This window comes from Streptomyces sp. NPDC055749, assembly GCF_053617235.1.
This window is the reverse complement of the sequence record NZ_JBSHFH010000037.1, coordinates 56,063-82,801: the sequence shown is the minus strand read 5'-3', so window position 1 is coordinate 82,801 and position 26,739 is coordinate 56,063. Positions and strand designations below refer to the sequence as shown.

24 protein-coding genes and 1 pseudogene are annotated in these 26,739 nt (G+C 69.8%); 11 read left to right on the top strand and 14 right to left on the bottom strand.

Annotation, left to right across the window (positions count from 1 at the left end; genetic code table 11):
* Positions 1-197 precede the first annotated feature (197 nt).
* Positions 198-1,958 carry a malto-oligosyltrehalose trehalohydrolase gene (gene treZ, locus ACWGO0_RS25420; RefSeq protein ID WP_453539378.1) on the top strand — a complete coding sequence of 587 codons (1,761 nt, stop codon included), beginning with the start codon at positions 198-200 and terminating at the stop codon, positions 1,956-1,958.
* Between the two features lie 24 nt (positions 1,959-1,982).
* Here the strand turns inward: treZ and ACWGO0_RS25415 are convergent, their stop codons facing one another.
* Both ACWGO0_RS25415 and ACWGO0_RS25410 read right to left on the bottom strand, forming a co-directional pair.
* Complete coding sequence (locus tag ACWGO0_RS25415) at positions 1,983-3,113, bottom strand: M24 family metallopeptidase (protein ID WP_453539375.1); 1,131 nt, start codon at positions 3,111-3,113, stop codon at positions 1,983-1,985.
* A gap of 95 nt (positions 3,114-3,208) precedes the next feature.
* Complete coding sequence (locus tag ACWGO0_RS25410; protein WP_453539372.1) at positions 3,209-3,847, bottom strand: nucleoside/nucleotide kinase family protein; 639 nt, start codon at positions 3,845-3,847, stop codon at positions 3,209-3,211.
* 89 nt (positions 3,848-3,936) lie between these two features.
* Between ACWGO0_RS25410 and ACWGO0_RS25405 the strand changes: the two genes are divergently transcribed.
* Positions 3,937-4,341, top strand: a complete 405-nt coding sequence (locus tag ACWGO0_RS25405) for a VOC family protein (protein ID WP_453539369.1) — start codon at positions 3,937-3,939, stop codon at positions 4,339-4,341.
* Between the two features lie 10 nt (positions 4,342-4,351).
* Here ACWGO0_RS25405 and ACWGO0_RS25400 read toward each other — a convergent pair whose 3' ends face one another.
* The 4 genes from ACWGO0_RS25400 to ACWGO0_RS25385 all read right to left on the bottom strand — a co-directional run bounded on the left by ACWGO0_RS25400 (position 4,352) and on the right by ACWGO0_RS25385 (position 8,686).
* The gene (locus ACWGO0_RS25400; RefSeq protein WP_453539366.1) at positions 4,352-5,281 is read right to left on the bottom strand and encodes a LysR family transcriptional regulator; all 930 of its coding nucleotides are present in this window, start codon (positions 5,279-5,281) and stop codon (positions 4,352-4,354) included.
* A 48-nt stretch (positions 5,282-5,329) separates the two neighbouring features.
* Complete coding sequence (locus ACWGO0_RS25395; RefSeq protein ID WP_453539363.1) at positions 5,330-6,523, bottom strand: glycine C-acetyltransferase; 1,194 nt, start codon at positions 6,521-6,523, stop codon at positions 5,330-5,332.
* A 60-nt stretch (positions 6,524-6,583) separates the two neighbouring features.
* Positions 6,584-7,612: an L-threonine 3-dehydrogenase gene (gene tdh / locus ACWGO0_RS25390; protein ID WP_453539360.1), complete on the bottom strand. Its 1,029-nt coding sequence runs from the start codon at positions 7,610-7,612 to the stop codon at positions 6,584-6,586.
* A gap of 237 nt (positions 7,613-7,849) precedes the next feature.
* A complete protein-coding gene (locus ACWGO0_RS25385; protein ID WP_453539393.1) occupies positions 7,850-8,686 on the bottom strand; it encodes an alpha/beta fold hydrolase in 837 nt (278 codons plus the stop codon).
* A gap of 230 nt (positions 8,687-8,916) precedes the next feature.
* Here ACWGO0_RS25385 and ACWGO0_RS25380 point away from each other — a divergent pair, with 230 nt between their 5' ends.
* Positions 8,917-11,913: a family 16 glycoside hydrolase gene (locus tag ACWGO0_RS25380; RefSeq protein WP_453539357.1), complete on the top strand. Its 2,997-nt coding sequence runs from the start codon at positions 8,917-8,919 to the stop codon at positions 11,911-11,913.
* A gap of 69 nt (positions 11,914-11,982) precedes the next feature.
* Here the strand turns inward: ACWGO0_RS25380 and ACWGO0_RS25375 are convergent, their stop codons facing one another.
* From ACWGO0_RS25375 to ACWGO0_RS25360, 4 genes are all read right to left on the bottom strand, one after another.
* A complete protein-coding gene (locus tag ACWGO0_RS25375) occupies positions 11,983-12,531 on the bottom strand; it encodes an SMI1/KNR4 family protein (protein ID WP_453539354.1) in 549 nt (182 codons plus the stop codon).
* Between the two features lie 79 nt (positions 12,532-12,610).
* Positions 12,611-12,991 (bottom strand): VOC family protein, encoded by a 381-nt coding sequence (locus ACWGO0_RS25370; RefSeq protein ID WP_453539390.1) that lies wholly within the window; start codon positions 12,989-12,991, stop codon positions 12,611-12,613.
* A gap of 113 nt (positions 12,992-13,104) precedes the next feature.
* A complete protein-coding gene (locus ACWGO0_RS25365) occupies positions 13,105-13,650 on the bottom strand; it encodes a TetR/AcrR family transcriptional regulator (RefSeq protein WP_453539352.1) in 546 nt (181 codons plus the stop codon).
* A gap of 15 nt (positions 13,651-13,665) precedes the next feature.
* A complete protein-coding gene (locus ACWGO0_RS25360) occupies positions 13,666-14,253 on the bottom strand; it encodes a sugar O-acetyltransferase (protein WP_453539349.1) in 588 nt (195 codons plus the stop codon).
* A 109-nt stretch (positions 14,254-14,362) separates the two neighbouring features.
* On the opposite strand from ACWGO0_RS25360, the pseudogene ACWGO0_RS25355 reads away from it, so the two are divergent.
* Positions 14,363-14,533 (top strand): annotated as a pseudogene (locus tag ACWGO0_RS25355) (2-phosphosulfolactate phosphatase); the annotation flags it as partial.
* 59 nt (positions 14,534-14,592) lie between these two features.
* Positions 14,593-14,844 (top strand): hypothetical protein, encoded by a 252-nt coding sequence (locus ACWGO0_RS25350; protein WP_453539387.1) that lies wholly within the window; start codon positions 14,593-14,595, stop codon positions 14,842-14,844.
* A gap of 8 nt (positions 14,845-14,852) precedes the next feature.
* On the opposite strand, the gene ACWGO0_RS25345 is transcribed toward ACWGO0_RS25350, so the two are convergent.
* Entirely contained in the window at positions 14,853-15,314 is a 462-nt protein-coding gene (locus ACWGO0_RS25345) for an ATP-binding protein (RefSeq protein ID WP_453539346.1), read from the bottom strand.
* Between the two features lie 145 nt (positions 15,315-15,459).
* Here ACWGO0_RS25345 and ACWGO0_RS25340 point away from each other — a divergent pair, with 145 nt between their 5' ends.
* The 6 genes from ACWGO0_RS25340 (at position 15,460) to ACWGO0_RS25315 (ending at position 22,866) form a co-directional block, all read left to right on the top strand.
* Positions 15,460-16,125, top strand: coding sequence for a TOPRIM nucleotidyl transferase/hydrolase domain-containing protein (locus ACWGO0_RS25340; protein ID WP_453539343.1), 666 nt, complete (start codon positions 15,460-15,462; stop codon positions 16,123-16,125).
* Between the two features lie 434 nt (positions 16,126-16,559).
* On the top strand, positions 16,560-17,438 hold the full coding sequence (locus ACWGO0_RS25335) for a MarR family transcriptional regulator (protein WP_453539340.1): 879 nt from the start codon (positions 16,560-16,562) through the stop codon (positions 17,436-17,438).
* 114 nt (positions 17,439-17,552) lie between these two features.
* Positions 17,553-18,404 (top strand): helix-turn-helix domain-containing protein, encoded by an 852-nt coding sequence (locus ACWGO0_RS25330; protein ID WP_453539337.1) that lies wholly within the window; start codon positions 17,553-17,555, stop codon positions 18,402-18,404.
* Positions 18,401-18,646, top strand: coding sequence for a DUF397 domain-containing protein (locus ACWGO0_RS25325; RefSeq protein WP_453539334.1), 246 nt, complete (start codon positions 18,401-18,403; stop codon positions 18,644-18,646). Before ACWGO0_RS25330 ends, ACWGO0_RS25325 begins: the two co-directional genes overlap by 4 nt.
* A gap of 121 nt (positions 18,647-18,767) precedes the next feature.
* On the top strand, positions 18,768-21,179 hold the full coding sequence (locus tag ACWGO0_RS25320) for a GTPase-associated protein 1-related protein (RefSeq protein ID WP_453539332.1): 2,412 nt from the start codon (positions 18,768-18,770) through the stop codon (positions 21,177-21,179).
* Between the two features lie 193 nt (positions 21,180-21,372).
* Positions 21,373-22,866 (top strand): VCBS repeat-containing protein, encoded by a 1,494-nt coding sequence (locus tag ACWGO0_RS25315; RefSeq protein ID WP_453539329.1) that lies wholly within the window; start codon positions 21,373-21,375, stop codon positions 22,864-22,866.
* A 58-nt stretch (positions 22,867-22,924) separates the two neighbouring features.
* On the opposite strand, the gene ACWGO0_RS25310 is transcribed toward ACWGO0_RS25315, so the two are convergent.
* From ACWGO0_RS25310 to ACWGO0_RS25300, 3 genes are read right to left on the bottom strand one after another with little or no spacing between them, the layout of a single operon-like run.
* Positions 22,925-24,112, bottom strand: a complete 1,188-nt coding sequence (locus tag ACWGO0_RS25310) for an RCC1 domain-containing protein (RefSeq protein ID WP_453539326.1) — start codon at positions 24,110-24,112, stop codon at positions 22,925-22,927.
* 25 nt (positions 24,113-24,137) lie between these two features.
* The gene (locus ACWGO0_RS25305) at positions 24,138-25,325 is read right to left on the bottom strand and encodes an RCC1 domain-containing protein (RefSeq protein WP_453539323.1); all 1,188 of its coding nucleotides are present in this window, start codon (positions 25,323-25,325) and stop codon (positions 24,138-24,140) included.
* Positions 25,315-26,529 (bottom strand): RCC1-like domain-containing protein, encoded by a 1,215-nt coding sequence (locus tag ACWGO0_RS25300; protein WP_453539320.1) that lies wholly within the window; start codon positions 26,527-26,529, stop codon positions 25,315-25,317. The genes ACWGO0_RS25305 and ACWGO0_RS25300 overlap by 11 nt, the downstream gene beginning before the upstream one ends.
* Positions 26,530-26,739 lie beyond the last annotated feature (210 nt).

Here is a 26,739-nt window from a genome sequence, read left to right as displayed (position 1 = left end):
GCCCCCGGGGCCCGGCCCCCCGCCCGGGGCCCCGGGCCGGGGCCGGCCCGGCCCCCCCCCCCCGCCCCCGGTCCGGGTACCAGCCGCACGAGGGACCTTCCCCGGCCGTCCGGCCTCGCCACGTATGAGCGCAAACCTCGCAGGGCAATGATCTGGGTGGCACCCGGTTGACGCGGTTGACGGACGAGGAGTGGCGCATGCAGTTCGAGGTGTGGGCACCCGAAGCGGAGACGGTCGGGCTACGGGCGGCGGGCGTGACGCAGCCGATGGAGCGTGACGCGACGCGGCCCGGCTGGTGGACCGCACTCGCGGAGTCCGCCGACGGGGACCGTTACGGCTTCTCGGTGGACGGCGGGCCCATGCTCCCCGACCCCCGCTCGCGCCGCCAGCCGGACGGCCCCGACGGCGAGAGCGCCGTGTTCGACCAGAACACCTACGTCTGGCGCAACGAGTGGGAGGGGCGCGGACTGCCCGGCGCCGTCCTGTACGAGCTGCACATCGGTACGTACACGGAGGCCGGGACCTTCGACGCAGCCGCCGAACGGCTCGGGCACCTCGCGGAGCTGGGCATCACCCATGTGTCGCTGATGCCCGTCTGCCCCTTCCCCGGCACCAACGGGTGGGGGTACGAGGGGGTGTCGCTGTGGGCCGTGCACGAACCGTACGGCGGCCCGGCGGGGCTGAAACGGTTCGTCGACGCCGCACACGGTCTGGGCCTCGGCGTCGTCCTGGACGTGGTGCACAACCACCTGGGCCCCTCCGGCAACTACCTCCCCGCGTTCGGCCCCTACTTCACCGACACCCATCACACCCCGTGGGGCTCGGCCGTCAACCTGGACGCTTCGGGGTCCGACGAGGTGCGGGCGTATCTGCTGGGCAGCGCGCTCGCCTGGCTGCGCGACTACCGTCTCGACGGGCTGCGGCTCGACGCGGTGCACGCCCTCGCCGACAGCCGGGCGCTCACGTTCCTGGAGGAGCTCACCACGGCCGTCGACACCCTCGCGGAGGACACCGGCAGGCCGCTCTCGCTCATCGCCGAGTCCGATCTCTGCGACCCGCGTACGACGACACCGCGCGAGGCCGGTGGGCTCGGGCTGCAAGCCCAGTGGAACGACGACTTCCACCACGCCCTGCACACCGCGCTCACCGGCGAGTCCCAGGGGTATTACGCCGACTTCGCCGCCGCCCCGCTCGCCGCCCTCTCCAAGACCGTGACCAGCGCGTTCTTCCACAACGGGACGTACTCCAGCTTCCGCGGCCGTACGCACGGCCGCCCCGTCGACGTCACCCGGACCGCCGCCCACCGCTTCGTCGGCTACGCGCAGACCCATGACCAGATCGGCAACCGGGCACTCGGCGACCGGCTCGCCGCCTCCCTCTCCCCCGGTCTCCAGGCGTGCACGGCGGCCCTGGTGCTCACGGGTCCTTTCACCCCGATGCTGTTCATGGGCGAGGAATGGGGCGCCCGCACCCCGTGGCAGTTCTTCACCGACCACACCGATCCGGAGCTGGCGGAGGCCGTACGCAACGGCAGACGGCGCGAGTTCGGGGCGCACGGCTGGGCGGAGGAGGAGATTCCCGATCCGCAGGACCCGGCCACCCGGGACCGTTCCTGCCTGGACTGGAGCGAACCGGAGCGCGAGCCGCATGCCCGTCTGCACGCCTGGTACCGCGAACTGATCGCGCTGCGCCGGGCGATGCCCGATCTGCGCGACCCCGACCTGGCGACGGTGAAGACCGCGTACGACGAGACCGGCCGCTGGCTGGCGTACCGCAGGGGCGATCTGCGGATCGCGGTCAACCTCTCCGAGAAGCCGGCCACCATCCCGCTGGGCGGTGGCCGGCACCGCGGCGGTGGCGGCAGGGTGCTGGCGGCGTGGGAACCGGTCGACGCACCGGGTGCTGACGGGCTGCTGCATCTGCCGCCGGAGTCGTGCGTGGTGCTCGCCGACGACTGACGCGTACCGGATTCTTGATTTCCGCTACTCGACGATCGCCAGCTCGCGCGGCGTCGAGTTCAGCCTGCGTCCGCCGTCCTCGGTGACCGTCACGATGTCCTCGATGCGGACCCCGAAGCGCCCGGGGAGGTAAATACCGGGTTCCACGGAGAAACACATGCCCGGCACGAGCGGCTGTTCCTCGCCCTCGATCATGTACGGCGGTTCGTGGGTGGTGACGCCGATGCCGTGACCGGTGCGGTGGATGAACCGCTCGCCGTAGCCGAATTCGGTGATGACGGCGCGGGCCGCCCGGTCGATCTCCTGGCAGGCGACGCCGGGCCTGACGGCACGGCAGCCCGCTTCCTGAGCCTCGCGGACGATGTCGTGCACCCGCTGCTCCTCGGCGGTGGGCTCGCCGACGTGGACCGTACGGGAGGTGTCGGAGCCGTAACCGTGCTTGAGGCCACCGAAGTCGAGCACCACCATGTCACCTTGCTCGATGACACGTTCACCCGCCTCGTGGTGCGGGTTGGCGCCGTTGGGACCGGAGCCGACGACGGTGAAGTCGACCTGGGAGTGGCCGAACCGCTTCAGCAGCGCCGACAGGTCGGCGGCCACGTCGGTCTCCTTGCGGCCGGAGAACCGCACCTTGAGGATCTCTTCGTACGTGGCGTCGGCGGCGGCTCCGGCTGCCGTGAGCCGCTCCAGTTCGTGGGCGTCCTTCACCGCCCGGAGCATGGGCAGGGCCTCGGTCAGCGAGGCGTACGAGGTGCCGGGGAGGAGCTGCTGGAGGCCGAGGAGATGCATCGCCCAGGCGTTGTCACTGATCCCGAACCGGCCCGCGGCGTCGAGCAGCGGTGCGGTGACGGCGTACGGGTCCTTGCCGTCGGTCCAGTCGCGCAGGGTGAGCGCCGGGGCTCCGACAGCACGCTCGGCGTCCGGTGCCTCCAGGGTCGGGACGACGAGGACCGGGTCCTGACCTGCGGTGAGGACGAGGACGGTGAGACGTTCGGTGATCGCGGTCGGCTGGTAGCCGGTGAGGTAGACGAGGTCGGGGCCCGGTGCGACGAGGAGGCCCGCGAGGCCCGCAGAGGTGGCGGAATCGACGGCGCGGGACATACGCGCCCGGTAGTCGTCGGCGGTGAACGGCACGGGCTGGTTCGGGCTGGACATGCGGACCTCCTGGCGGCGCGACACGGCACACAGCATCCTGCCCGCACGGGCGGGCGCGCGCGAGCGGGGGTTCGAGCGGGGGGTTCGCGCGGGGGTTACGGTGCCGGACGCAGGTGTACGACGAGGTCGGCGCGGGCGCGGCCCCGCTCGACGAGACGGGCGTTCGGCTCGTCGGAGCCCGCCACCCAGCGCTCGGCGTACGGGCGGGGCTTACCGAAGCGCACATGCCGGTCGACGAGCCGGCGCACCCGCAGGCCGGGGTCGATGTCGAGGTACCAGGCCTCGTCGAGCAGCCCGCGCACGGATGCCCAGGGCCCGTCGTCGTAGAGGAGGTAGTTGCCCTCGGTGACGACGAGCGGGATGTCCGGGGGTACGGGGATGGACCCGGCGATCGGTTCCTCCAGTGCGCGGTCGAAGGCGGGGGCGTAGACGGGACCGGGGCCGGGGTCGCGGAGTCTGCGCAGGAGGGCCGCGTATCCGGCGGCGTCGAACGTGTCGGGGGCGCCCTTGCGGCCTGCGCGGCCGAGGCGGTCCAGTTCCGCCTGGGCGAGGTGGAAGCCGTCCATGGGGACGAGGACGGCGAGCCCGTCGAGTGCGTCGACGAGACGGGCGGCGAGCGTGGACTTCCCCGCGCCGGGCGGGCCCGCGATGCCGAGGATGCGGCGGCGGCCGGGCACGGCGAGGAGCCGGGCGCGGGCCGTCAGCGCGGCGAGGTCGAGGTCACTCGTGTCCATGCCGGTCATTGTGCTGGCGGGGGTGGCGGGAGCGTTAGTGTTACGTACAACGTCACGAGCCGCCGTCACGCGTCACATTGAGGTATGACATGTCACAGATCGCCCTCGTCGCCCTGGTCGTCACCGACTACGACGAAGCCATCGCCTTCTACCGCGACGCCCTGGGCTTCGAGCTGGTGGAGGACACCGACCGCGGCGACGGCTCCCGCTGGGTGGTCGTGCGTCCGCGCGGCGGAGCGGCGGGTGCGGGGACCGGCGGGACCGGGTTGCTCCTGGCCCGCGCCAAGGACGAGGCACAGCAGGCGAGTGTCGGGGCGCAGACCGGTGGCCGGGTCGGCTTCTTCCTGCACACCGAGGACTTCGCGGGCGACCACGAGCGCATGCGGGCCGCCGGGGTCCGGTTCCTGGAGGAGCCGCGGCACGAGGTCTACGGTTCGGTGGCGGTCTTCGAGGACCTGTACGGCAACCGCTGGGACCTGTTGCAGCCCGCGTGACATTGCAATGTCACCGCGTTCGCGCGGTGAGGTTCTCCTCCCGTGTGCCCGCCGCGCTCAGCGCGTCCAGGACCGGCCTGATCAAGGGGTGACCCTCCGCCCCCTGCCGTACCGCGGCGAAGACCCGGCGGGTGGGTGCGCTGCCCTCCACCGGGCGGACGACCACGCCGGTCAGTTCCATCCCCCGCAGCGCCGACCTCGGCACCAGCGCCACTCCCGCGCCCGCCCCGGCCAGCGCGACCACGGCCCGGAAGTCGTCCGACGAGTGCTCAAGACGGGGTTCGAAGCCGGCGAACTCGCAGGCGAGGACGACCACGTCGTGGCACGGGTTGCCGGGGTACGGACCGATCCACGGGTCCTTCGCGAGGTCAGCGACCGCCACCTGGTCCTGGCCGGCCAGGCGGTGCCCGACCGGCAGCACCGCGTCGAAGGGTTCGGAGTACAGCGGCACCCTGGTCAGCCGCTCGTCGTCCGCCCCGGGCGCACCCCGGTACTCGACTGCGACGGCCACATCCACCTGCCGGTCCAGGACCATCGGCACGCTCGCGTCGCCCTCGGCGTCCTGCACCCGGACCCGGATGCCGGGCGCGGTCAGGTTCAGCTCGGTGATGGCGGGGGCGAGGACGAGGCCGATGCCGGTGGCGAACGCGGCGACCGTCACCGTACCGGCCTCCCCCGCGCTGTACGCCGCGAGCTCGGCCTCCGCCCGCTCCAGCTGTGCCAGCACCGCGTTGGTGTGGGTCAGGAGGATCTCGCCCGCCGCCGTGAGACGCGCCCCGCGCGCCCCGCGTTCGACGAGCCGGTGGCCGGTCTCCTGCTCAAGGGCGGCGAGCTGCTGGGACACGGCGGACGGGGTCAGATACAGCGCGGCGGCTGCAGCGGTCACCGTGCGGTGGTCCGCCACCGCACGGAGAATTCGCAGCCGCCGTGCATCGATCATTGCCCTATTGTCCCAGGTCCGGCGGAAACTCCCGGACAGCCCGGCGGGCTACGCCGCCAGCGCGGCCCGGGCGTCGACGAACGCGTCCACGGCACGGTTCACGTCGTCCGTGGAGTGCGCGGCGGACAGCTGGACACGGATGCGTGCCGCACCCTGCGGGACGACCGGGTACGAGAACCCGATCACGTACACACCGCGCTCGAGGAGCAGCTCCGCCATCCGGCCTGCCTTCGCCGCGTCCCCGAACATGACGGGGGCGATGGCGTGGTCGCCGGGCAGGACGTCGAAGCCTTCCTCGGTCATCCGGGTCCGGAAGAGCGCGGTGTTGGCGTTGAGCCGGTCGCGCAGCTCGCCCGCGGACTCCAGCAGGTCGATGACCTTGAGGGAGGCGGCGGCGATGACGGGCGCGAGCGAGTTGGAGAAGAGGTACGGGCGCGAGCGCTGGCGCAGCAGGGCGACGATCTCGGCGCGGGCTGCGACGTAACCGCCGGACGCACCGCCGAGCGCCTTGCCGAGGGTGCCGGTGATGATGTCGACGCGGTCCATGACGTCGTGCAGCTCGGGGGTGCCGCGCCCGCCCGCGCCGACGAAGCCGACGGCGTGCGAGTCGTCGACCATGACCATGGCGTCGTAGCGGTCGGCCAGGTCGCAGATCTCGCGCAGCGGAGCGACGTAACCGTCCATGGAGAACACACCGTCGGTGACGATGAGCCTGCGCCGCGCGCCGGACGCCTCCTTGAGCTGCTGCTCCAGGTCTGCCATGTCACGGTTGGCATAGCGGAAGCGCTTGGCCTTGGAGAGTCGGATGCCGTCGATGATCGAGGCGTGATTGAGGGCGTCGGAGATGACCGCGTCCTCGGCGCCGAGGACGGTCTCGAAGACTCCGCCGTTGGCGTCGAAGCAGGAGGAGTAGAGGATCGTGTCCTCCTGGCCGAGGAACGACGAAAGCCGCTGCTCCAGCTCCTTGTGGACCTCCTGGGTGCCGCAGATGAAGCGGACCGAGGCGAGCCCGTAGCCCCAGCGGTCCAGCGCCTCGTGCGCGGCGGAGACGACCTCGGGGTGGTCGGCGAGGCCGAGGTAGTTGTTGGCGCAGAAGTTGAGGACCTCGCCGGGGCGTCCGCCGGAGGTGACCGCCACGGTGGCGGACTGCGGGGTGCCGATGACGCGCTCGGGCTTGTGGAGCCCGGCGGCCTTGATCTCGTCGAGGGTGGTGCGCACGTCGTCGCGTACGGAGTCGAACATGAGGAGTGTCTCCCGGCTCAGTAGCTGGTTACGTCAGTAGCGGGACTGGATACGCGGTGGTCAGGCGGTCCAGTCGAGGATGACCTTGCCACCGAGACCGCTCGCCGCGTCGTCGAACGCCGCTTCGAAGTCACGGAAGCCGTATCGTCCGGTGATCACGGGGGCCAGGTCGAGGCCGCCCTCCAGCAGTACGGACATCGCGTACCAGGTCTCGTACATCTCGCGGCCGTAGATGCCCTTGATGGTGATCATCGAGGTGACGACGCGCGACCAGTCGACGGCGAACTCCTCGGACGGCAGTCCGAGCATCGCGATGCGACCGCCGTGCGTCATGTTCGCGATCATGTCGCGCATCGCCTCGGGCCGGCCGGACATCTCCAGGCCGATGTCGAAGCCCTCGCGCAGTCCGAGGTGCTTCTGTCCGTCGGCGATGGTCTCGTCGGCGACGTTGAGCGCGAGGCTGACGCCGACCTTGCGGGCCAGGGCGAGGCGCGCCTCGCTGACGTCGGTGATCATGACGTTGCGGGCACCCGCGTGGCGGGCGACGGCCGCGGCCATGATGCCGATCGGTCCGGCGCCGGTGATCAGGACGTCCTCGCCGACCAGCGGGAACGACAGCGCGGTGTGCACGGCGTTGCCGAAGGGGTCGAAGATCGCGGCGATGTCGAGGTCCACGGGGACCCGGTGCACCCAGACGTTGGACGCGGGCAGTGCGACGTACTCGGCGAACGCACCGTCCCGGCCGACGCCGAGCCCGACGGTGGAGCGGCAGAGGTGGCGGCGGCCGGCCAGGCAGTTGCGGCACTTGCCGCAGACCAGGTGGCCCTCGCCGCTGACGAGGTCGCCGACCTTGATGTCGACGACGTCGGAGCCGAGCTCGGCGACCTCGCCGACGAATTCGTGGCCAAGGACGAGCGGGGTGCGCACGGCCTGCTGGGCCCAGCCGTCGTAGGCCCGGATGTGCAGGTCGGTGCCGCAGATGCCGGTGCGGAGCACCTTGATGAGTACGTCACCGGGACCGATCTCCGGTTCCGGGACGTCCATCAGCCAGAGCCCCGGCTCGGCCTTCTGCTTCACGAGTGCCTTCACGGCTGCGGCTCCCTGTTCTGGTACGGCGTTGCGTACCCCGGGCCGGGGGCATGGGGAAGAAAGCCTGCGGCCCGGGGAAGACATGAGGTACGGCAGATAGCCGGTGCGCGTCGGACGTCCGGCTGCGCGCACCACTCTCTGCCGTCAGGGAGCAATCTGCCGCACCCCGCGCCGCAGGTCCATCGAGGATTTCTTAAGCGCCACCGCAGCTCCGCTTCACGCCGTCGGCGCCTCGGCTCAGCCCTTCAGCAGGAACGTGCTGATGTGCGCGGCGAGCACGGCGGGCTGGTCCTCCGGGATGAGGGTGTAGCTGTCGGCGACCTCCACCAGCTGTCCCTGGGGCAGGAGCTCGGCGAGACGGCGCCCGTGCTCGGGTGGCATGACCTTGTCCTCCGCCGCCCAGACGACGAGCGCCGGGCGGTCGAATTCGCGCAGCTTGTCCGTCCAGCGCAGGAGTTCGGCCTTGGGCGGCACTCCGAGGACGTACTTCCGCAGATCGCGGCGGATCTCCGGGGAGGTCCACAGCGGCCGGAACCACTCGTCCATCACCTCGTGGGGGACGGGTCGCTTGCACATGCGGCCCCAGGTCATCGGCAGCCGCCGCATGGGCTTCAGCTTCAGCAGGGCGAAGGCGAGGTTCAGCCCGCCGGGCATTTTCGCGGAGGCGTGGAGATTTGAACCGGGCAGCCCGGGAGGGTAGTTGTCGAACGCCTCGCAGGACGTGATCACCAGCTTGCCGATCCGCTGGTCCCGGCCGTCCGCGACGAGGGACTGGGCCCCGCCCCAGTCGTTCATCACGAGCGCGACGTCCTGGAGGTCGAGCGCTTCGAGGAATTCCGCGACCAGCCGGGCCACCCCGAGGACCGAGAGGTCCGCGTCCGGCCGCATGGGCGTCCGGTGGCCGCCGAGCGGCAGGGTCGGTACGACGCACCGGAAGTCGGCGCGGAGTCCGGCGACGACGTTGCGCCAGAGTGAGCCGTCCATCGCGACGCCGTGCAGGAGGACGATCACCGGCCCGTCCCCGCCCGTGTCCTCGTAGGTGATCACACCTGCGGAGAGCTCGACTTCGGACACCACCGGCAGTTCGGACGCTTCAGCCATCGGTCCAGTCTGTCAGCCCGGCCGGACGGGGTTCCGCCGTCGTCCACTTTGAACACAGTGGTGACAAAGTATGGACGCCGTCAACAGAAGCCTCCTACTGTTTCCGTCGCAACCCCCCGACTTCCACTCAGGTATGGCGCCGCCGGACCACTCCCGTAGAACGTTCGCCCACGTGCTCCTCACTGGAGGAGCCAGGAGGAAGAATGAACTCACGGCTGTACCAACGCTGTCGCAGACGCCTGGTGGGTCTGCTCGTCGCCTCGTTCCTCGTCGGCGCGTTCTCGACGTCACCGGCCGGTGCCGAACCCTCGGAGCGGGCCGAACTCCCCCCGCAGGAGCCCGGTGTCACGCTGCGCGTCTTCGATGTGCAGGTGCCGCTGAGCGAGTTGTGCGACATCAAGAGCGGACAGACCCCGAACGTCGACAAGTTGATGCCGGTGATCGACTGGAGTTCCACGGACGACTTCGGCTTCGGTGACTACTTCGTGGCCCATGTGATCGGCAATATCGCCGTCCCGCAGGACGGCGAGTACACCTTCCGGCTGACCAGCGACGACGGCTCGCGGCTGCTGATCGACGATCAGCTGGTCATCGATCACGACGGACTGCACGGGGCCGATCCCAAGGACGGCAAGGTCACCCTGTCGGCCGGCTACCACTCCCTGCGTATCGAGCACTTCGAGCGCACCGGAGGTCAGCAGATCACGCTGGCATGGCAGCCGCCGGGCGCCTCCGGCTTCTCCGTCGTGCCCAACTCCGTGCTGAGCACCGACGCCGACGTCGTACGTGTCACGGCGCCCGGTCGCAAGGAGTGCGAGGGCGTATCGGACGCGCCGGGCGACGGGCTGCCCCTCAACTCCGTCCACCCCGACTACGCGCTGACGGATCTGCGCCCCGCGGGATTCGAACCGCAGGTCACCGCGATGGACTGGCTGTCGGACGGCCGCCTGGCCGTGACCACCTGGGGCGGCAGCACCAACACGGCGGGCGAGGTCTACCTCCTCGACAACGTCCAGGGGAACACCGATACGAGCAAGGTGACGGCCAAGAAGATCGTCGGCGGGCTCAAGGAACCCATGGGCATCAAATCCGTCGACGGCAAGCTGTACGTCTCCCAGAAGCACGAGCTGACCGAGCTCACCGATGCCGACGGCGACGACGTGATCGACGGGCAGAAGACGATCGCCACCTGGCCGTACGGCGGCAACTTCCACGAGTTCGCCTTCGGCCTGCTGTACAAGAACGGCTTCTTCTACCTCAACCTGTCGGTCGCGATCAACTACGGCGGCGCGACGACCGATCCGCAGCCCGCGAAGAACCGGGGCTCCACGATCAAGGTGAACCGGAAGACCGGTGACATTTCATATGTCGCAGGTGGTCTGCGTACTCCCAATGGCATCGGCTGGGGGCCGGACGGCGACATCTTCGTCACCGACAACCAGGGCGGCTGGCTGCCCTCGTCGAAGCTGGTGCACATCAAGCAGGACCGCTTCTTCAACCACTACACGAACCCCGACGGCCCGTTCGACGCGAACCCGGTGACCAAGCCGGTGCTGTGGCTGCCGCAGAACGACATCGCGAACTCGCCCAGCACACCGCTCCAGCTCACCGAGGGCAGGTTCGCGGGGCAGATGCTGTTCGGTGATGTGACATACGGCGGTATTCAGCGCGCGTACCTGGAGAAGGTCAAGGGCCAGTACCAGGGCGCGGTGTTCCGCTTCACCCAGGGTCTTGAGGCCGGGGTCAACCGAATCAGCATGGGGCCGGACGGCGCGATCTACGCCGGTGGTCTGGGCGCGGGCGGCAACTGGGGCCAGGAGGGCAAGCTCACCTACGGTCTGCAGAAGCTGTCACCCAGCGGCGACAAGGCGTTCGACATCCTGGCGATGCGTGCGAAGCCGGGCGGTTTCGAGCTGGAGTACACCCAGCCGCTCTCCGACGAGACGGTGACGGAGCTGGCCGAGAAGTACAAGGTCAAGCAGTGGTACTACGTTCCGACCCCCTCGTACGGCGGTCCGAAGGTCGACGAGGAGACCCTGTCCGTCAGGTCGGCCACCGTGTCGTCCGACCGCAAGAAGGTCACCCTGGACATCCCGGGCCTGAAGGCGAACCGCGTCGTCCATGTCCGCTCCCCGCGCCCCTTCAGCTCCGCGAGCGGGGAATCACTGTGGAGCACGGAGGCGTGGTACACGCTCAACTCCCTTGCGGGTAAGCAGCCTCCGTCGCCCTTGTACGAGGCGGAGGAGGCAACACTGACCGGCGGCGCCTCCTTCGCCACCGACCACCCGGGTTACTCGGGCGGCGGCTTCGTCGCCGGCTACGGCACCCATGGCGCTTCCACCGCCTTCGATGTCGAGGTCGAGGAGGAAGGCACGTACGACGTGGGCCTGCGCTACTCCAACGGCCCGAATCCGTTCACCGGCACCAAGAGCGTCAGCGTCTACGTGAACGGTACAAAGATCAAACAGACCAGTCTGCTCAGCACACGCGACTGGAACACCTGGTCGACGCAGACCGAGCCGCTGGCCCTGCGTGCGGGGAACAACACGATCACCTACCGGTACGACAGCGGCGATACGGGCCACGTCAACCTCGACCTGATCAGTGTCCGCCCCCAGGGCGAACGCATCCCCCTGTTCGACGGATCGAGCCAGGCGGCCTGGCAGCACACGGACGGCCGCAAGGTGCAATGGCCGCTGACCGAGAAATCCATGGAGGTCTGCTGCGGTGACATCCGCACCAAGGAGGCGTTCAAGGACTTCACCCTGCACGTCGAATTCTGGCTCCCGAACCTCCCTCCGGACGTGACCGGCCAGAACCGCGCCAACAGTGGCGTCTACCTCCAGGACCGCTACGAAGTCCAGATCCTCGACTCGTACGGTGACACGACGCTCGCGAACAACGAGGCCGGGGCGATCTACACCAAGAAGGCGCCGGACATCAACGCGGCGACGGCACCGGAGACCTGGCAGTCGTACGACATCACATTTCACAGTGCACGCTTCGATGCCACGGGTAAGAAGACCGCCGATGCCCGCGTGACGGTGGTGTGGAACGGCAAGACCGTCCACGACAACGTGGCCATCAACGGACCGACGGGCGCCGGAGCCCCGGAGGGCCCGACGGCCGGAGCCATCCGCCTCCAGGACCACGGAAGCAAGGTCCGCTACCGCAACATCTGGATCGAGCCGCTGACCTAGGCACTTAGACCAGCAGGCTCAGGAGTCGACAGAAGGCAGCGGCCGGGGTTTTCTCCACACCCCGGCCGCTCAGCCCGTCAGGCCTTGCTCCTCGCCTGAACCGGGCGCGAAGGTGAGGTCGAGCGCGTACCTCGCTATCCCGAACGGCAGGAAATCCGCATCGGCAAGGATGCGGTAGAGGAACTCCGAGGTGGACATGTCGTACCGGTGCCATGGGTCACCGTCGTGGGTCCGCGCGAGGACGGGGTAGTCGCCGGGATGCTCGGCATCGATCAGCCAGCAGTACTCGTCGGCCCATTCGGTGCTGGCCCAGGGGACCAGCCCCTTGCCGCCCGGCGCGTAGATCGCATGGGGCTGAACGGCGGAGATGCCTCCGAGTCTGAGGTCCTGATCGACCGACAGGGAAACCCGCCACTGCGTCAGGAAGTCGAAGGCGAGGCCCGCGTCGCGCCCCAGAAAGTAGACGGAGTCACTGAAGACGCCGCCGCCGAAGGCCTCGTAGAGCTCCTTGTAGTCCGCCGGAAGCGGGACTCCCAACTCACCCTCGATCGACGCCCAGTCGACGGAGATGCCGAGCGGCTCCCACCCGGTCAGTTCGATCACTCGCTGAACCCACATGCAACAACCCTTCATACAGCGAGCGGTTGCGGACTCCCAGTGGCGTAATCCGCAACGGAAAGTCCGCAACCTCCCCGATTTAGAGGGGGTTCAGGCGGGCCTTGAGCAGGCAGAACTCATTGCCTTCGGGGTCGGACAGGACATGCCACTGCTCCTCCCCCGTCTGGCCGATGTCGGCCGGGCGCGCACCGAGCTTCAGGAGGCGTTCGAGCTCGGCGTCCTGATCGCGGTCGGTGGGGTTGACGTCGATGTGCAGCCGGGGCTTCCCCTTCTCCGGCTCATCCCTGCGACTGAGGATGATCGTCGGCTGCGGACCACCGAAGCCTTCGCGCGGCCCGATCTCGTAGCAGTCGTCCCCTTCGACGTCGAGAACGACGAAGTCCAGGACCTCGCACCAGAACCGCGCGAGCATCTCAGGGTCGCGGCAACCGAGCACGAGCTCACTGATACGACATGCCATAACGAAACCTGCTCTCAAGCCTGGCGAAAACAACCCCGCGACCGTATCGGACGAGTCGAGCACGGGCGAGATGTTTTCGGACCGCGCCCACGGGCTGCTTGTGTGTGTGCCGACTACGTGTCGGCGGTGAGGCGGGCCACGGCCTGACGGGTCAGGGCGCGGTCGTGTGGTGAGTCGTCCAGTGCACGGTGCAATGTCATACCCTCGATCAGCGCGTCCACCTGGCGCGCGGTGTCCGCGTCGAAGTGCTGCTCCAGGAGGTCGCGGCTTCGCCGCATCCACTCCTGCGTCAACGACCGGTACTCCACGTGCCGGGCAGCGAGCGTGTAGAGCTCCTGTGCGAGGACGAGGTCGCGGCGGGGGCCTTCGGAGAGTGTGTGGATGAGGTCGGTCACCGCTTCGCGGGCCTGTTCGGCGCTGTCGGCCCGGCCCAGGTGCAGTGCGAACACGTCCTCGATATGACGGGCGAATCCGGTGAACGCTTCTCGCAGCAGGTCGTCGATGCCGGAGAAGTGGTATGTCATCGATCCGAGGGGCACCTCGGCTCGCGTGGCGATCTTGCGGTGGGAGACGCCTGCGACCCCGTCGTCGGCGATCAGGTCGAGTACGGCAGCGAGAATCCGCTCGCGCCGCTGAGGATCGGTCTGTCCGGTGGCCATGGAGGGGTGGCCGCCTCAGATGCTGCGGACGGGCCGCGCGGGATTACCGACCGCGACCACATTGGCGGGGACATCCTTGGTCACTACCGCACCAGCACCGATGACGGAGTTGTCGCCGATCGTCACACCGGGGCACACGATCGCTCCACCGCCGAGCCAGACGTTGTCACCGATGGTGATGGGGAGTGCGGCTTCAAGTTTGTCGCGCCGGGGCTCGGGCTCAACGGGGTGGGTGGGCGTGAGGAGTTGAACGTTCGGGCCGATCTGGCAGTCCTCGCCGATGGTGATCCGCGCGACGTCCAGCGCGGTCAGGTTGTAGTTGACGAACGTACGGGCTCCGATGGCGATGTTGCTGCCGTAGTCGACGTGGAGCGGCGGCCGTACGTCGACACCCTCACCCACGGAGGCGAGCAGTTCGGCCAGGAGCGGCCCCGCCTCGGCCGTGTCCTCAACGTAAGCGGCCTGGTAGCGCGCGGCGATCTGCATGGCGCGCCGCTGACGGCGGGCCATCTCCGGGTCGTCGGCGATGTAGTGGTCACCGGCGAGCATCCGCTCCAGGTTAGTGCGCGGGTCGTCAGCGAAGCAGTCCGTCGGCGTCGTCATGTGTACGATCGTACACTCCTAGGCGTGGCCAGTCGCTGTGGTCAATCGCTGTGATGCGTACCACTCTCCGGGTGACCTGGGTCGGGCCCGCGCGATCATGACCGGCATGGACGAGGCGTCGCTGGTGCTGTGCGCCGGCTTCGTGGTGGCGGAGGCAACGGCTCGGCTTTTGCGGACGCGCAAGGGCGACACGGTCACATTCGTGGTCACTGGCGACGACGGGCAGGCCGATGAAGACCTGGCGTGTGCTCAGTACATCGCACAACGGGCGTCCCATACCCCGGCAGGGCGGTCGCCCACTGGACCGGGGCAGAAGCCGCCGACGCTCTGACCTTGATCGTGGACCTGCCCGGCAGCGAACAGTCCCGCTGCTGGTTCTCACCGGGCTGGAGCATTCGGGCGTACGAGGACTCTATTGAACTGGCGCTGTTCGAGGCGGCGTTCTGTTTCAGTTGCCACGAGGTCCGCATGCACGGCACGGCCGTGCCACCCGCGACCGCGATGCCCTGCCTCGGCTTGTGCATCGGCGACGCCGTCACGGGGCGGGTGGTGAACTCCCCGCGCAAGGGCTCCAGCTTGCCCCGTACCTGACTTCTCGATCAGTACAGCAAGTCCAGTTCCGCGCGGACCGTCTTGCCGGGCGGCCGGCGGTCGAGCACTTCCCAGCGGTCGGCCAGGGCATCGACCAGGACCAGGCCCCGGCCGCTCTCGGCGTCGGGCGGGGGTGCGGTGATGTCGCCGGGGGAAGGCGGACGAGCGTCGCCGCGGGTGTCGGAGAGCTCGATACGGAGAGTGCTGAGGGCCGGGCCGCGCGGGGTGAGCGTCAGGGCGAGCTCGAAGTCCCGGCCAGGGACACGGCCGTGGGTGGCGGCGTTGGCCGCCAGCTCCGCGACGAGCAGCGCGGCCGTTTCGGACACGTCGCCTTCGTACGGGATGCCCCAGCGGTCCAGTTCGAACCGGGCGAACCGCCGGGCGAGGCGGGCGCCTCGCGGGGTGGCGCTGAAGCGCTGGGTGAACTCACGCACAGTGAGCGGACGTTGGGTGAGGGGAGCGGCTTCCATGGGACGAGCGTGGCGGTCACATCCCTCGTACCTCCAGATCGCGCGGCCGTACGCGGGGCTGCGTACGGGTACGCCCGCCGAACCGTCGGGGTTACGGACCGTAACCCCCGAGCCCGCCCGTCCCGCTCCTGAGAGACTGGTGCGCATGGATGCGATAGAGCGGTTCCGTCTGGCGGTCACGGAGTGGGCAGCCGGCGGGACGGGGGCTGCGGCAGCCTCCGAGGCCGCACGCGAACTGGCTGCCGCATCCGCTGTGCGCACGGCCGTGCTCGTGGAAGGGGTCAGCGACCGGGTGGCGCTCGAAGCGCTGGCGGCACGTCACGGCCGCGACCTCGGTGCACAGGGCATCGCCGTCATCCCGCTCGGAGGTGCGACCAGCATCGGCAGATTCCTGAATCTGCTGGGTCCTCAAGGGCTCGACATCAGAGTGGCCGGACTGTGTGACGCCGGCGAGGAAGCGCACTTCTCGCGCGCCCTGGAGCGAGTGGGCCTCGGCAGCGACCTCGCTCGCGCCGACATGGAGGCGCTCGGCTTCTACGTGTGCGTCGCCGACCTGGAAGAGGAGCTGATCCGCTCTCTCGGCGCCGGCGACGTGCAAGAGGTCATCGACGCCCAGGGTGACCTGCGGGCCTTCCATATCTTCCAGAAACAGCCCGCCCAGCGGGAACGGAACGTCGAGCCGCAGTTGAGGCGCTTCATGGGGACCATCAGCGGCCGGAAGAGCCAGTACGCACGCTCGCTCATCGATGCCCTGGACCTCACCACCCAGGTGCCACGGCCACTGGATCGCCTGCTTGCGCATCTGTCGTAACAGTGGCCCGCCCCGAAGCTCGGGGCTGGGGGCTCGGGGCTCGGGATGCGAGATCCGGGGCGGGTCGCTCACTCTTTGGAGCGTACGTACGGGGGTGCGCGCCCCGAAGCTCAAGACCCGGGATTCGGGCGCCGGGACGCGAGACACGAGAGTCGAGCTTCTTCCCAACCACCGGGTAAATAAAGCTGGTTAAGGAAAACCAACCCCACCTCCCCCACCCGTCACGACGAGTAAGTACGACTAGTCGGGACCGGCTTGCGGCGCGCCCGCGCGGCTGCTTACGGTGCCGACACACAACAAAAAAGCGACCCCGACTCGGTGTTAGAGCACCAGGCCGGGGTCTCACCCCAAGATCGAAGTATGGAGTCGATCCCGTGGCTAATGAGAACTTTAGCGCTGCCCTGTCAGCGCCCGCATCCCCGTCCTCGTACCCGATGGCCAGTCCCGGTTACGGCAAGCGATCCACCCCCGACCAGGCCCCGCGCCACGCCGAGGACTTCGCCCTCCTGCCCGAGCGCGAGCGGTACATCGCGTCCTTCGTCGACCGGCTGCCGGAAGGCGCCGCGATGACGGTCAAGACCCTCGCCCAGCAGCTCCCCCGCTACGGCCAGCAGGCGGTCGGTACCGCGCTCACCGCCCTGTCGGTGGCGGGACACCTTCGCCGCGTACGGCGTCCGGCCGGCACGGGCGACCAGATCCGCTGGGTCTTCCGCACCTTCTGGTCCCGCACGGCGCGCGACAACGAGTGGTGGGCCGCGTTCATCGCCGCCGAGGACAGTAAGGGTGGTGTGGCGGTGGGCGAGTGTGCCCCGGTGCCCGCAGCACCCGTCGATGTCGTCGAACCCCCTGCTCCGCAACATGACCACTCCCCCACGCCCGCCTACCTCGCGCTCGCTCAACTTGGCTGCCGGGAGCGGCGCCTGGCTCTCTCGGCCGCCGACTGCGAGGCCCTGGAGGGTCTTGCTGCGGAGTGGATGGCGCGTGGTGCGAGCGCGGAGTACCTGACGCACGCCCTGACCGCCGGACTCCCGGAAGCGGTCGACGTGCCGCGCGGTTTCGTACGCCGCCGCCTCCGCGACAAGATGCCGCCCCGCATGCCTGCCGCTGTTCCGTCCGATGTTCCCGTACGCAGCACGATGGTCGAGTGCACCAATTGCGGGGTCCCCGGCCGTGCGGAAGCGCTCCCGGACGGGCTCTGCCGCGCCTGCCGCCCCACGCTCGCGACGGCTGCGGAATGCGTCACCGACAGCACCGTTGCGCGCGACGTCCACGCCCTCGTCGACCAGCTCCGCGTACTGACTCGGACTCCGTGACTCGTACGCTGCGTCAGCGTACGGGTACACACCGTGGACAGTACGCCTCACGGAACGTGACGATGGATCAGTTGGGTTGGAGCGGTTGGGGACAGGCGCGAAGGGTGACCGGACATGGCTGACATCGGGGGCAGTACGAGTGGAGTTACGAGCGGTGGGGAGCCGGAATCCTCGGACAGCCTCAAGGCGTTCGGCGAGGTCGTGAAGGCGTTCCGGAAGCGTGCCGGTCTGACACAGGAGGAATTCGCGCCGTTGGTCTGCTACTCGGTACCGACGATCGCCTCCATCGAGCAGGGGCGGCGCTTCCCCCCGGCCGACTTCGTGGACCGTGCGGAAGTGGTGCTGGACGCGTTCGGGGCGATCAGGGGTGCGGCACGGCATCTGTCCCGGCGGCCGGGGCTGGCGAGCTGGTTCCGCCAGTGGGCGAAGCTGGAGGCGGAGGCGGTGAGCCTCTACACGTACGAATGCCGGTTGGTTCCGGGGCTGTTGCAGACGGAGGCGTACGCGCGGACGTTGTTCGTGAACCAGCTGCCGCCGCTGGGCGACACCCAGGTCGAGGAGCAGATGGCGGCACGGTTGGACCGGCAGCGTCTCCTGCGGGAGCGGCCGAACACCCCGTACAGCTTCATCGTCGAGGAGCATGTGTTCCGGCGGCTGATGGGCGGGCGGGAGGTCACGCGCGAGCTCATCGGCCATGTGCTGGAACTCGCCCAGTTGCGGAACATCGAAGTGCAAGTGATGCCGCTCGAAAGCACGGGCCATGCGGGGCTGGCCGGGCCCATGCAACTGTGCGAGACCCCGGAGAATCGATGGCTCGCATACTGCGAGGGACAGAAAAGCGGACAGCTCATCGGCGACTCCAAGGTGGTCAGCACGCTCCAGATGCGGTATGCCAGGATGCGGTCACAGGCTCTCTCTCTGGAGGACTCCCTGGGCCTGTTGCGGCAGATGCGAGGAGCGGTATGAGCACCACGGAACTGACCTGGTTCAAGAGCAGCTACAGCAGTGGCGACGGCGACTCCTGTGTAGAAGTAGCCCTCTCCTGGCACAAGTCCAGTTACAGCGGTGGTGACGGCGACTCCTGCGTAGAAGTAGCCACCTGCCCCGACACCATCCACATCCGCGACTCCAAAGTGACCGACGGCCCGCAGCTCGCGCTCCGGCCCGGTTCCTGGACGAGTTTCGTCTCGTACGCCGCTGGGGCCTGAGCCCGCACATCAGTGCGCCCCGGCTTGATAGCGTCGCCCCCACGGCTGCGGGACTTCTCCCCACCCCCAGCCGTGGGGTGCATACGGGGACGCTCGCGGCAGGGACGAAGAGGGCCGACGCATGAGCCTTGCACAGTTGCACTACACCTCCGCCGCGCCGGGGAGCGAGGCTACGGGGGGACGGTTCACAGCGGTCGGTCCCGGGATCTCGGCGGCGTTGCTCGCGGAGATCGAGCCGTTGATCGGGTACGAGTTTCCGGCCGATGTTCCGTTCCTGCCGTCGGATTCCGAACTGTGGTCGTTGCCGCAGGCGTTCAGCTTCAGTGTGCTGTCCGACGGCAGTCGGCTGCTCTGTCGCACGGTGCCCGTGCGCGGGGCGGGCTCCGCTCCCGTACGGTTCCATGCCCATGCCGTGCATCTGCCCGTGGATGCGCGACTGACAGGCAGCCGTTTGCCGGTCGACGCGTGGCGGTCGCCTCAGTGGGTCTCCGTGACGCCCGGCGGCGCGATACCCGATCCCCTCAGCAGCTTGCCGCCGGGGCACGGGGCGGTGCGTGAGGGGCTGGGTGACTTCGCCGTTTCGCGGAGTCCGTGGCTCGCGTCCGTCTTCGCCGATCTGCGACGGGTGAGCGAGGAGAACCCGCCGGTATCGCCGGTCGTGCTCGTCGAGCGGCAGAGTGCGGACGTGGCGCGGTGGATCGCGCTGGCCGGGGCCGCGTTGCCACGGGAGAGCGCGGAGCGGCTGACGTTCACGACGTACACCCGGAAGCCGGGGGGTGCGCCGCACCGGGTGGTGGGTGTACTTCCCGACGATGTACGGGAGTTGGGCGGCGATCTCCGTGTGCATGCGTGCACCGGGGCCCGGCCGCAGGGGGTTACGGGGGATGCCTGGGCGGAGACGGCTGCCCGGATCTGGCGGAGTCGGGCGCCCGAGCTGTTCCGGGAGGCGGGCGAGCTGCACGGGGAGCCGTTTGCCGCCGGTCCGCTGGCCGTGACGGCGCTGTGTGCGGGGATTGCGCTGGCCGCCAATGAGCGTGCTGCCGCCGCTGGTTGGGCGGCGGAGCGGCCGTACGCGCTGGATGACAAGCAGACGCGGCAGTTGGTCGAGGCGCTGACGTCGGCCGGGATCGATGACCGTACCGGGCCCGAGTTCGACGCGGTGGGGCGGCTGTTCGGTGCGCTCGACGGGCGTTCGCCCGTCACGACGACCGCTCCGCTCGCGGCGATGCTGGTCACGGAGGCGGTTCGTGGAGGGAATGGTTCGCTCGAACTGCCGGGCCGCTCCGCATTCGCGGGTCCGGAGGGCGAGGCGATCGGGACCGTACTCGGGCCGGAGATTCTCGCGGAGCTGAGTGCTCCCGCGACCAGTGGTGACGTGGCGCGGACGGTGCAGTTGCTTCGGGTGGCGCGGCTGCTGGACGTGGACTGTGCGGAGTTCCTGCCCGGTGTCGTACGGCGGTTGGCGCCGGCGCTGCTCGCCGAGGACGATCCGGAGTTCGGGCCTGCGCTGCTGGAGTTGCTGGACGAGCAGTTCGACGTACGGACGGCGCTGCTCGGTGCGCTGGACCGGATCGCGCCGGACGACCCGGTGGCGGTGGAACGTCTACTGGGACGTGTGACATTGCCCTTCACGGGGACGCAGGCGCTTCCGCATCTGCGGATGTGCTCGGAGGCCGCCGGGGCGCGGGCGACGCTGGGTGGTGACCGGGCGGCCGTGTGGCAGCGGGTGCTGCGGGCGGCCGGGCTTTCGCCGTTCGCGGAGCCGATGGTGCTGCGTACGGCTGCGGGTCTGGTGTGGGGGGATCGTGCCCCGACGGCCGGGGAGGCGCGGCTGTTGCTGGAGGCGGCCACGTCGGATGCGCATCGGACGGCGGGGACGTGGTCGAGGCTCGTCGAGGCGGCGCTCGCCGCGTCCGCCGACGACGAGGAGGCGGCCGGGCTCACGCACGATCTGCTGCGCGGCTTCCCGCAGGAGATCGAGGGGCGGGTGCGGGGGGCGCTGCTGCTGCTCGATTTCGCCCGCGAGGTGGGTTCCGGGGTGGCCGAGGAGGGCTGGGTGGAGCGGGCCAGGGAGTTGTGCGCCCAGGCCGAACCCGTCGAACCGGCTGTACGGGAGCGGGCGTTCGGGGCCTTGGCCGTACGGCTGCTCGCCCATGACCGTCCGGAGGCCGAGGTGTACGCCTTCGTGCACAGCGAGGACGCCGACCTGGTGGCGGCGTACGACCGTGCGGCCCGTACGGACGGTGTCGCGCAGAGGCTGAGGACCGATGCCGGGTATACGGCGGGCTGCTTCGGCGTCTGGACCGCGTACCCGCACGCGGGCAAGGCGTGGAACACCACGGCCGACGCCCTGCTCCGGGATGTGCTGCGCCCCGCCGTGCGCACGCTCCCGCCCGCCCTTCTGAAGGAGGTCGAGCAGGCCGTGGAGAGTGCCGGAAGCAGCGGCCGGGCGGACGCGTTCCGTGCGTGGAACCGGCCCAGCACCCTGGGGCGGCTCGGCCGGCGGATCTCGGGGCGGGTGCGGCGGGGGTGAGGGCGGTTGCTGACCGGTCGGCGGGACCGGGCCGGCCGGATCGGAGCGGTTCAGCGGGATCGGAGAGCGGTTCGGCGTGCCTGTGGCCCGGGCGATGTGTGATCAGTAAAGGTTTCTCCCGCGGTACAACCGTTGGCCGGATCCGGCTGTCACAGCGTGTGTAGATCAACTCCAACCACACGAAGGAGTCCGCGTGGCATCCCGTGCGCTCGGCGTAAACCTGGCCCTCGCCATCACCGTGGCATCCGCCGTCGTCAGCCTGCCGACCGCCGCCCAGGCCGCCGCGCCGTCCGCCGCCCAGGCCGCCGCGCCGTCCGGCCCCGTACGGGCGACGACCGCCGCCGCCGGGCTCCAGGACGATTTCAACGGCGACGGGTACGGCGATCTGGCGTTCTCGGCGCCCGGTGCGAGCGTCAACGGTTTCGCGGGTGCCGGGTTCGCCGGAGCGGTCTACGGGTCCAGCAGTGGCCTGAAGGTCACCACCAAGCAGGTCATCACGCAGAACTCGGCCGGCATACCCGGCGTGGCGGAGGCCGGTGACCGCTTCAGCAGCACGCTCGTCTCCGCCGACCTCGACCGGGACGGTTATACCGACCTGGTGGTCGGCTCGGCGGGTGAGCAGGACGGCACCGCGGTGCGGGCCGGGGCGCTGTCCGTCGTATGGGGTGGTGCGGCCGGTCTTTCGGGCGGCGCCACGCTTCTGGTGGGCGCCGCGTCCAGTGAGGTCGGCAGCGAGCTGACGGCGGGCGACTTCGACGGGGACGGGTTCAAGGACCTCGCCACGTTCCGGTACGAGGACCTCCAGGTGCTGGCGGGTCCGTTCACGCGTGCGGGAGCCTCGGCCGGTGTCACTCTCACTCCTGACGTGGATGACAACCGCTGGCACGATCTCGCGGCGGGCGATGTCAACGGCGACGGGCGCGATGACATCGTGGGTCTCTCGCACAACGGCAACGAGGACGACATGCGGCGCGTCAGCATCGCTGCCGGTGGCCCTGCCGGTCCGGGGCCCTTCGGCCAGGTGACCGGCAGCAATGGGTCCGGGCTTGAGGCCGGGGAGACTCTTGCCGTCGGCAATGTGAACGGTGACATGTACGCAGACCTCGTCGTGGGCCGGCTCGAAGGCTACGACAGCGATGCCGAGAACCCCCTCTCCCTCGGCGGCCAGGTGACGTATGTGCCGGGCGGGGCCACGGGTGCCCAGGGCGCCAAGGCGCAGGTCTTCAATCAGGACTCGGCGGGCGTACCCGGCGCAGCGGAGCGCGGTGACCTGTTCGGTTCGTCCCTCGCCATCGGCGACACCAACGGTGACGGCTTCGGCGAGGTGGCGGTCGGTGTGCCGGGCGAGGCGCTCGGCACGACCACGCGGGCGGGCGGGATCGTGATCCTGCCCGGTACGGCAGTCGGTCCGACGGGGACGAAGTCCACGGGATTCAACCAGGACACCGAGGGCGTCACCGGGACCGCGGAGCAGGGCGACCTGTTCGGCGAGGCCGCCGCCTTCGTGGACGGCAACAAGGACGGCCGCGCGGAACTGGCCGTGGGCGCGCCGGGCGAGAACGCCGGCGAGGGCTCTCTCTGGGTCTTCCCGTCCATGACGACAGGGACAGGCTCCTTCACCTTCGGTCACGGCACGCTGGGCACGGTGGCGGTGAAGGCGGCGCTGGGTTCGTCCTTCGGTCGCTGAGGGGCGCGGCACCGCCCCCGGCTCTTCTGCCGGGGGCGGTGCCCGGTGATGACCGTACTCAGTACGCGAACGTGGACTTGCCCGTCGTCGCAGCGGCGACGTGAGCGACACCGCTGCCTGCCGGAAGTACGGTCACCGGCTTGCGCGTCGGGGTGACCGTGCCGTCGCCGAGCTGGGCGTTGGCGTTCGCGCCGAACGAGATCACGGCGCCGTCGTCCATGGCGGCGACCGTGTGGTCGTAGCCGCTCACGACCTCCGTTGCGCCCTGGAGCGGGGCGATCTGGACCGGGGTGGTGCGGGTGGTGGTCGTGTCGTCGCCGAGCTGGCCGACGCTGTTCCAGCCCCAGGCGCTGACGCTGCCGTCGTCCAGGATCGCGAAGTTGGTGTAGGCGTTGGCGGAGATCTTCGCGACGCCTTCGAGGTGGTGCACATCCACCGGGACGTTGCTGTCGGCCACGGAGTCGTTGCCGAGCTCGCCCTCCGTGTTCTTGCCCCAGGACTTGACGGTGCCGTCGGCCGTGAGTGCCAGCACGTGGGCGCAGCCGACCGAGATGGACACGACGTCCGCCAGGTCCTTGACCTTCTGCGGGGTGTTGCGGGCGGTGTTGTCGCCGTTGCCGATACGGCCGTTGGCGCCCTCGCCCCAGGCCCAGACCGTGCCGTCCTGGCGCAGGGCCACGCTGAAGTCGCAGCCCGCGCCGACGTCCTTGACCTTGTTGAGGCTCTGGACGTCGACCGGGGTCTTCTGCACTCCGGCCGGGTCCGCGGCGTTCAGGCCGTTGCCGAGCTGGCCCTTGGTGTTGCTGCCCCAGGACAGGACGCGTCCGGCGCGCACGGCGAGTACGTGGTTGCTGCCGGCGGAGACCTCGCTGACTCCGGCGAGTCCTGCGACGGCGGCCGGGAATGCCTGGCCGAGGACGGTGCCGTTGCCGAGCTGGCCGGTGAGGTTGGCGCCCCATGCCTTGACGGTGCCGTCCTTGAGGAGGGCGACGGCGAAGGAGTTCTTGTCGGCGTCGCCGCCGCCGGACATCTCCCGTACGGAGTCGCGGGCGATGCCCTGGACGTCGGCGGGTGTCTGCTGGTTGATGACGCTGCCGTTGCCGAGCTGCCCGAGGTTGTTGATGCCCCAGGCGCGGACCCAGGGGTCGCTGGGGGCGGCGTGCGCGGGGAGGCAGGGGGCGGCGAGCGCCGCGAGGGTGAGGGTTGCGGTGAGGGTGGTGCGCAGGGTGCGTGGGATGGTGCCCATGTGGGACCTTTCGGAGGTGTGTGGGTCAGTACGCGTACGTGGACTTGGCGAAGAAGCCCGCCGCGACATGCGTGGCTCCGCTGCCTGCGGGCAGCGCGACGACCGGGGTGCGGGACGGGGTGACTGTGCCGTTGCCGAGCTGGCCTGCCGCGTTGTCCCCCCAGGTCACGACGGACTGGTCGACGAGGACTGCGACGCCGACCTCCCTGCCCGGGACCAGCTCCTGGACGTTGTGGAGGGCGTCGAGCGGGACAGGTGTGGTGCGGTCGACGGTCGTACCGTCACCGAGCTGACCGGACGCGTTGCCGCCCCAGGCGCTGACGGTTCCGTCGTCCAGGACGGCGAAGTTGTGCCGCCAGCCCGCGTGGATGCTGCTGACGCCGTCCAAGTGGGCGACATCGACAGGCGCGTTGACATCGACGACTCCGTCGTTGCCCAGCCGTCCTCCTTCGCCCGCGCCCCAGGACTTGACCGTGCCGTCCGCTGTCAGGGCGAGAGCGTGCTGGCATCCGGTGGAGATCGCCACGATGTCGGCAAGGCCGTTCACCTGCTGGGGCGTGTTGTTGCTCGTGTTGCTCCCGGTGCCGAGACGGCCGCTATCGCCCGCGCCCCAGGTCCAGACGGTGCCGTCCTGGCGCAGAGCCGTACTGAAGACGCAGCCCGCGCCGATGTCCTTGACCTTGTCGAGGCTCTGGACAGCCACCGGCCGGTTCTCGGTGCCTTCCTTGTGAGGCACGGTGCGCCCGTTGCCGAGCTCTCCGTAGGCGTTGCCGCCCCAGGCGAGCACCTTGCCCTCGCGCAGGGCCAGGATGTGGGTGGTGCCCGCGGCGATCCGGCTCACTCCGGTGAGACCGGTGACCACGGCAGGCGTGTTACGGCTGGTCGTGGTGCCGTCGCCGAGCTGGCCGAGGGCATTGTTGCCCCAGGTCGTCACGGTGCCGTCCTTGAGCAGGGCGGCGCCGAACGCCGTGGTGTCGGCGTAGCCGCCGGCCGCCAACTGGCGTACCTCGTCGAGTACCAGGTCCCGCATCGAGCCGGGCGTCTGCTGACCGACCGTGGACCCGTTGCCGAGCTGGCCCGCCGCGTTGCTGCCCCAGGAACGCACCCACGGATCGCTCCCGGCGGACTGCGCGGGGACGGTCGCGGCGAGCGCGAAGGCCATGGTCAACGCGGCGCCGGTGGCGGCTCGGAGACCGTACGCCTCAGTACGCATAGGTCGTGTTGCCGCCGAGGGACGCTGCCACGTCCTTGATCGCGGAGCCCTCGTTGAGGATTTTCACGGACTCGTAGCGCGGGACCGTGGTGCCGTTGCCGAGCTGGCCCTCGCCGTTGTGGCCCCAGGTGTAGACGTCGTCGGCGGTGACGGCGACGCCGTGGCGGGCGCCTGCCGCCAGGTGCTGGACGCCCTTGAGGCGGGGGATCTGGACGGGGGCGGTGCGGTTGGTGCGTGAGACGTTGGCGTCGAACGCCTCGTCGGACTCCAGCAGCTGGCCGTACTGGTTGTTGCCCCAGCCCCAGACCTCGCTGTCGCTGGTGATCACGTAGTTGTGGTGGGCGCCGGCCTCGATGTCGGAGACGTCCTCGATCCAGTCGACGTCGACGGGGGTGACGGCGGACTTGGTGGAGGAGTTGCCGAGCTGTCCGTAGAGGTTGTAGCCCCAGGACTTGACGTTGGAGTCGGCGGTCAGCGCGAGGGCGTGGTGGCAGCCCGCGTCGATCTCGGTGATGTTCTCCAGACCCTCGACCTGGCGGGGTACGGAGCTGACGGCACGGCTGCCGTTGCCGAGCTGTCCGTAGACACCCCGGCCCCAGGCGTACACCTTGCCGTTCTCCAGGAGGGCGAGGCTGAAGTCGCAGCCGGCCGAGATCTGCTTGACCCGGGGCATGCCCTGGACGCGGTCCGGGACGGTGCGGCTGTCGCCGGTGCGGTTGTTGCCGAGCTGCCCGTAGGCGTTGTCGCCCCAGGAGTAGACCTGGCCGCTGGTGTCCAGGGCGAGACCGTGACCGCCTCCGGCGGCGACGTCCTTGATGTTGGTGAGGCGCGGGACCGTGGTGGGGACGGTCTGGTTGATGGAGCCGCCGTTGCCCAGCTGGCCCATGGAGTTGTTGCCCCAGGACTTGACGGTCTTGTCGGTGCGGGCGAGCACGAAGGAGTCGGACGAGGAGGTGCCGCCCGCCGAGATCTGGTCGACGTCGCCGCGGAAGAGGCTCGTCACGGAGGCGGGGCTGAGACTGTCGGTGCTGGTGCCGTTGCCCAGCTGGCCGGTGCGGCCGGCTCCCCAGGCGAGGACCGTGGGATTGCCCTCGTTGGCACTGGCCGGGGAGATGAGTGCCGGTACTGCGGTGAGTGCCGTGGCCGTCGCGGCGAGAGCGGCCAGGGCGCGCAGGCGCGGGGTACGACGCGTGAAATGTGACATGGGCGTCCTTCGGTGTGGGGTACGTGGGACGAGTCGAGGCGGGGCGGGTCCGGGGCATGGGGACGGCCGCGGGCATGGGAGGCCCACGACGATGCCCGGCGGACCGGGTCACGGCCGCCGCGCTCACTTCAAGACTGTCCACGCAAGATCGTTTACGCGCGCCGAACCGGCTTCACCACCCGAGCGACGGGCCGCTGTACGGGGTACGGG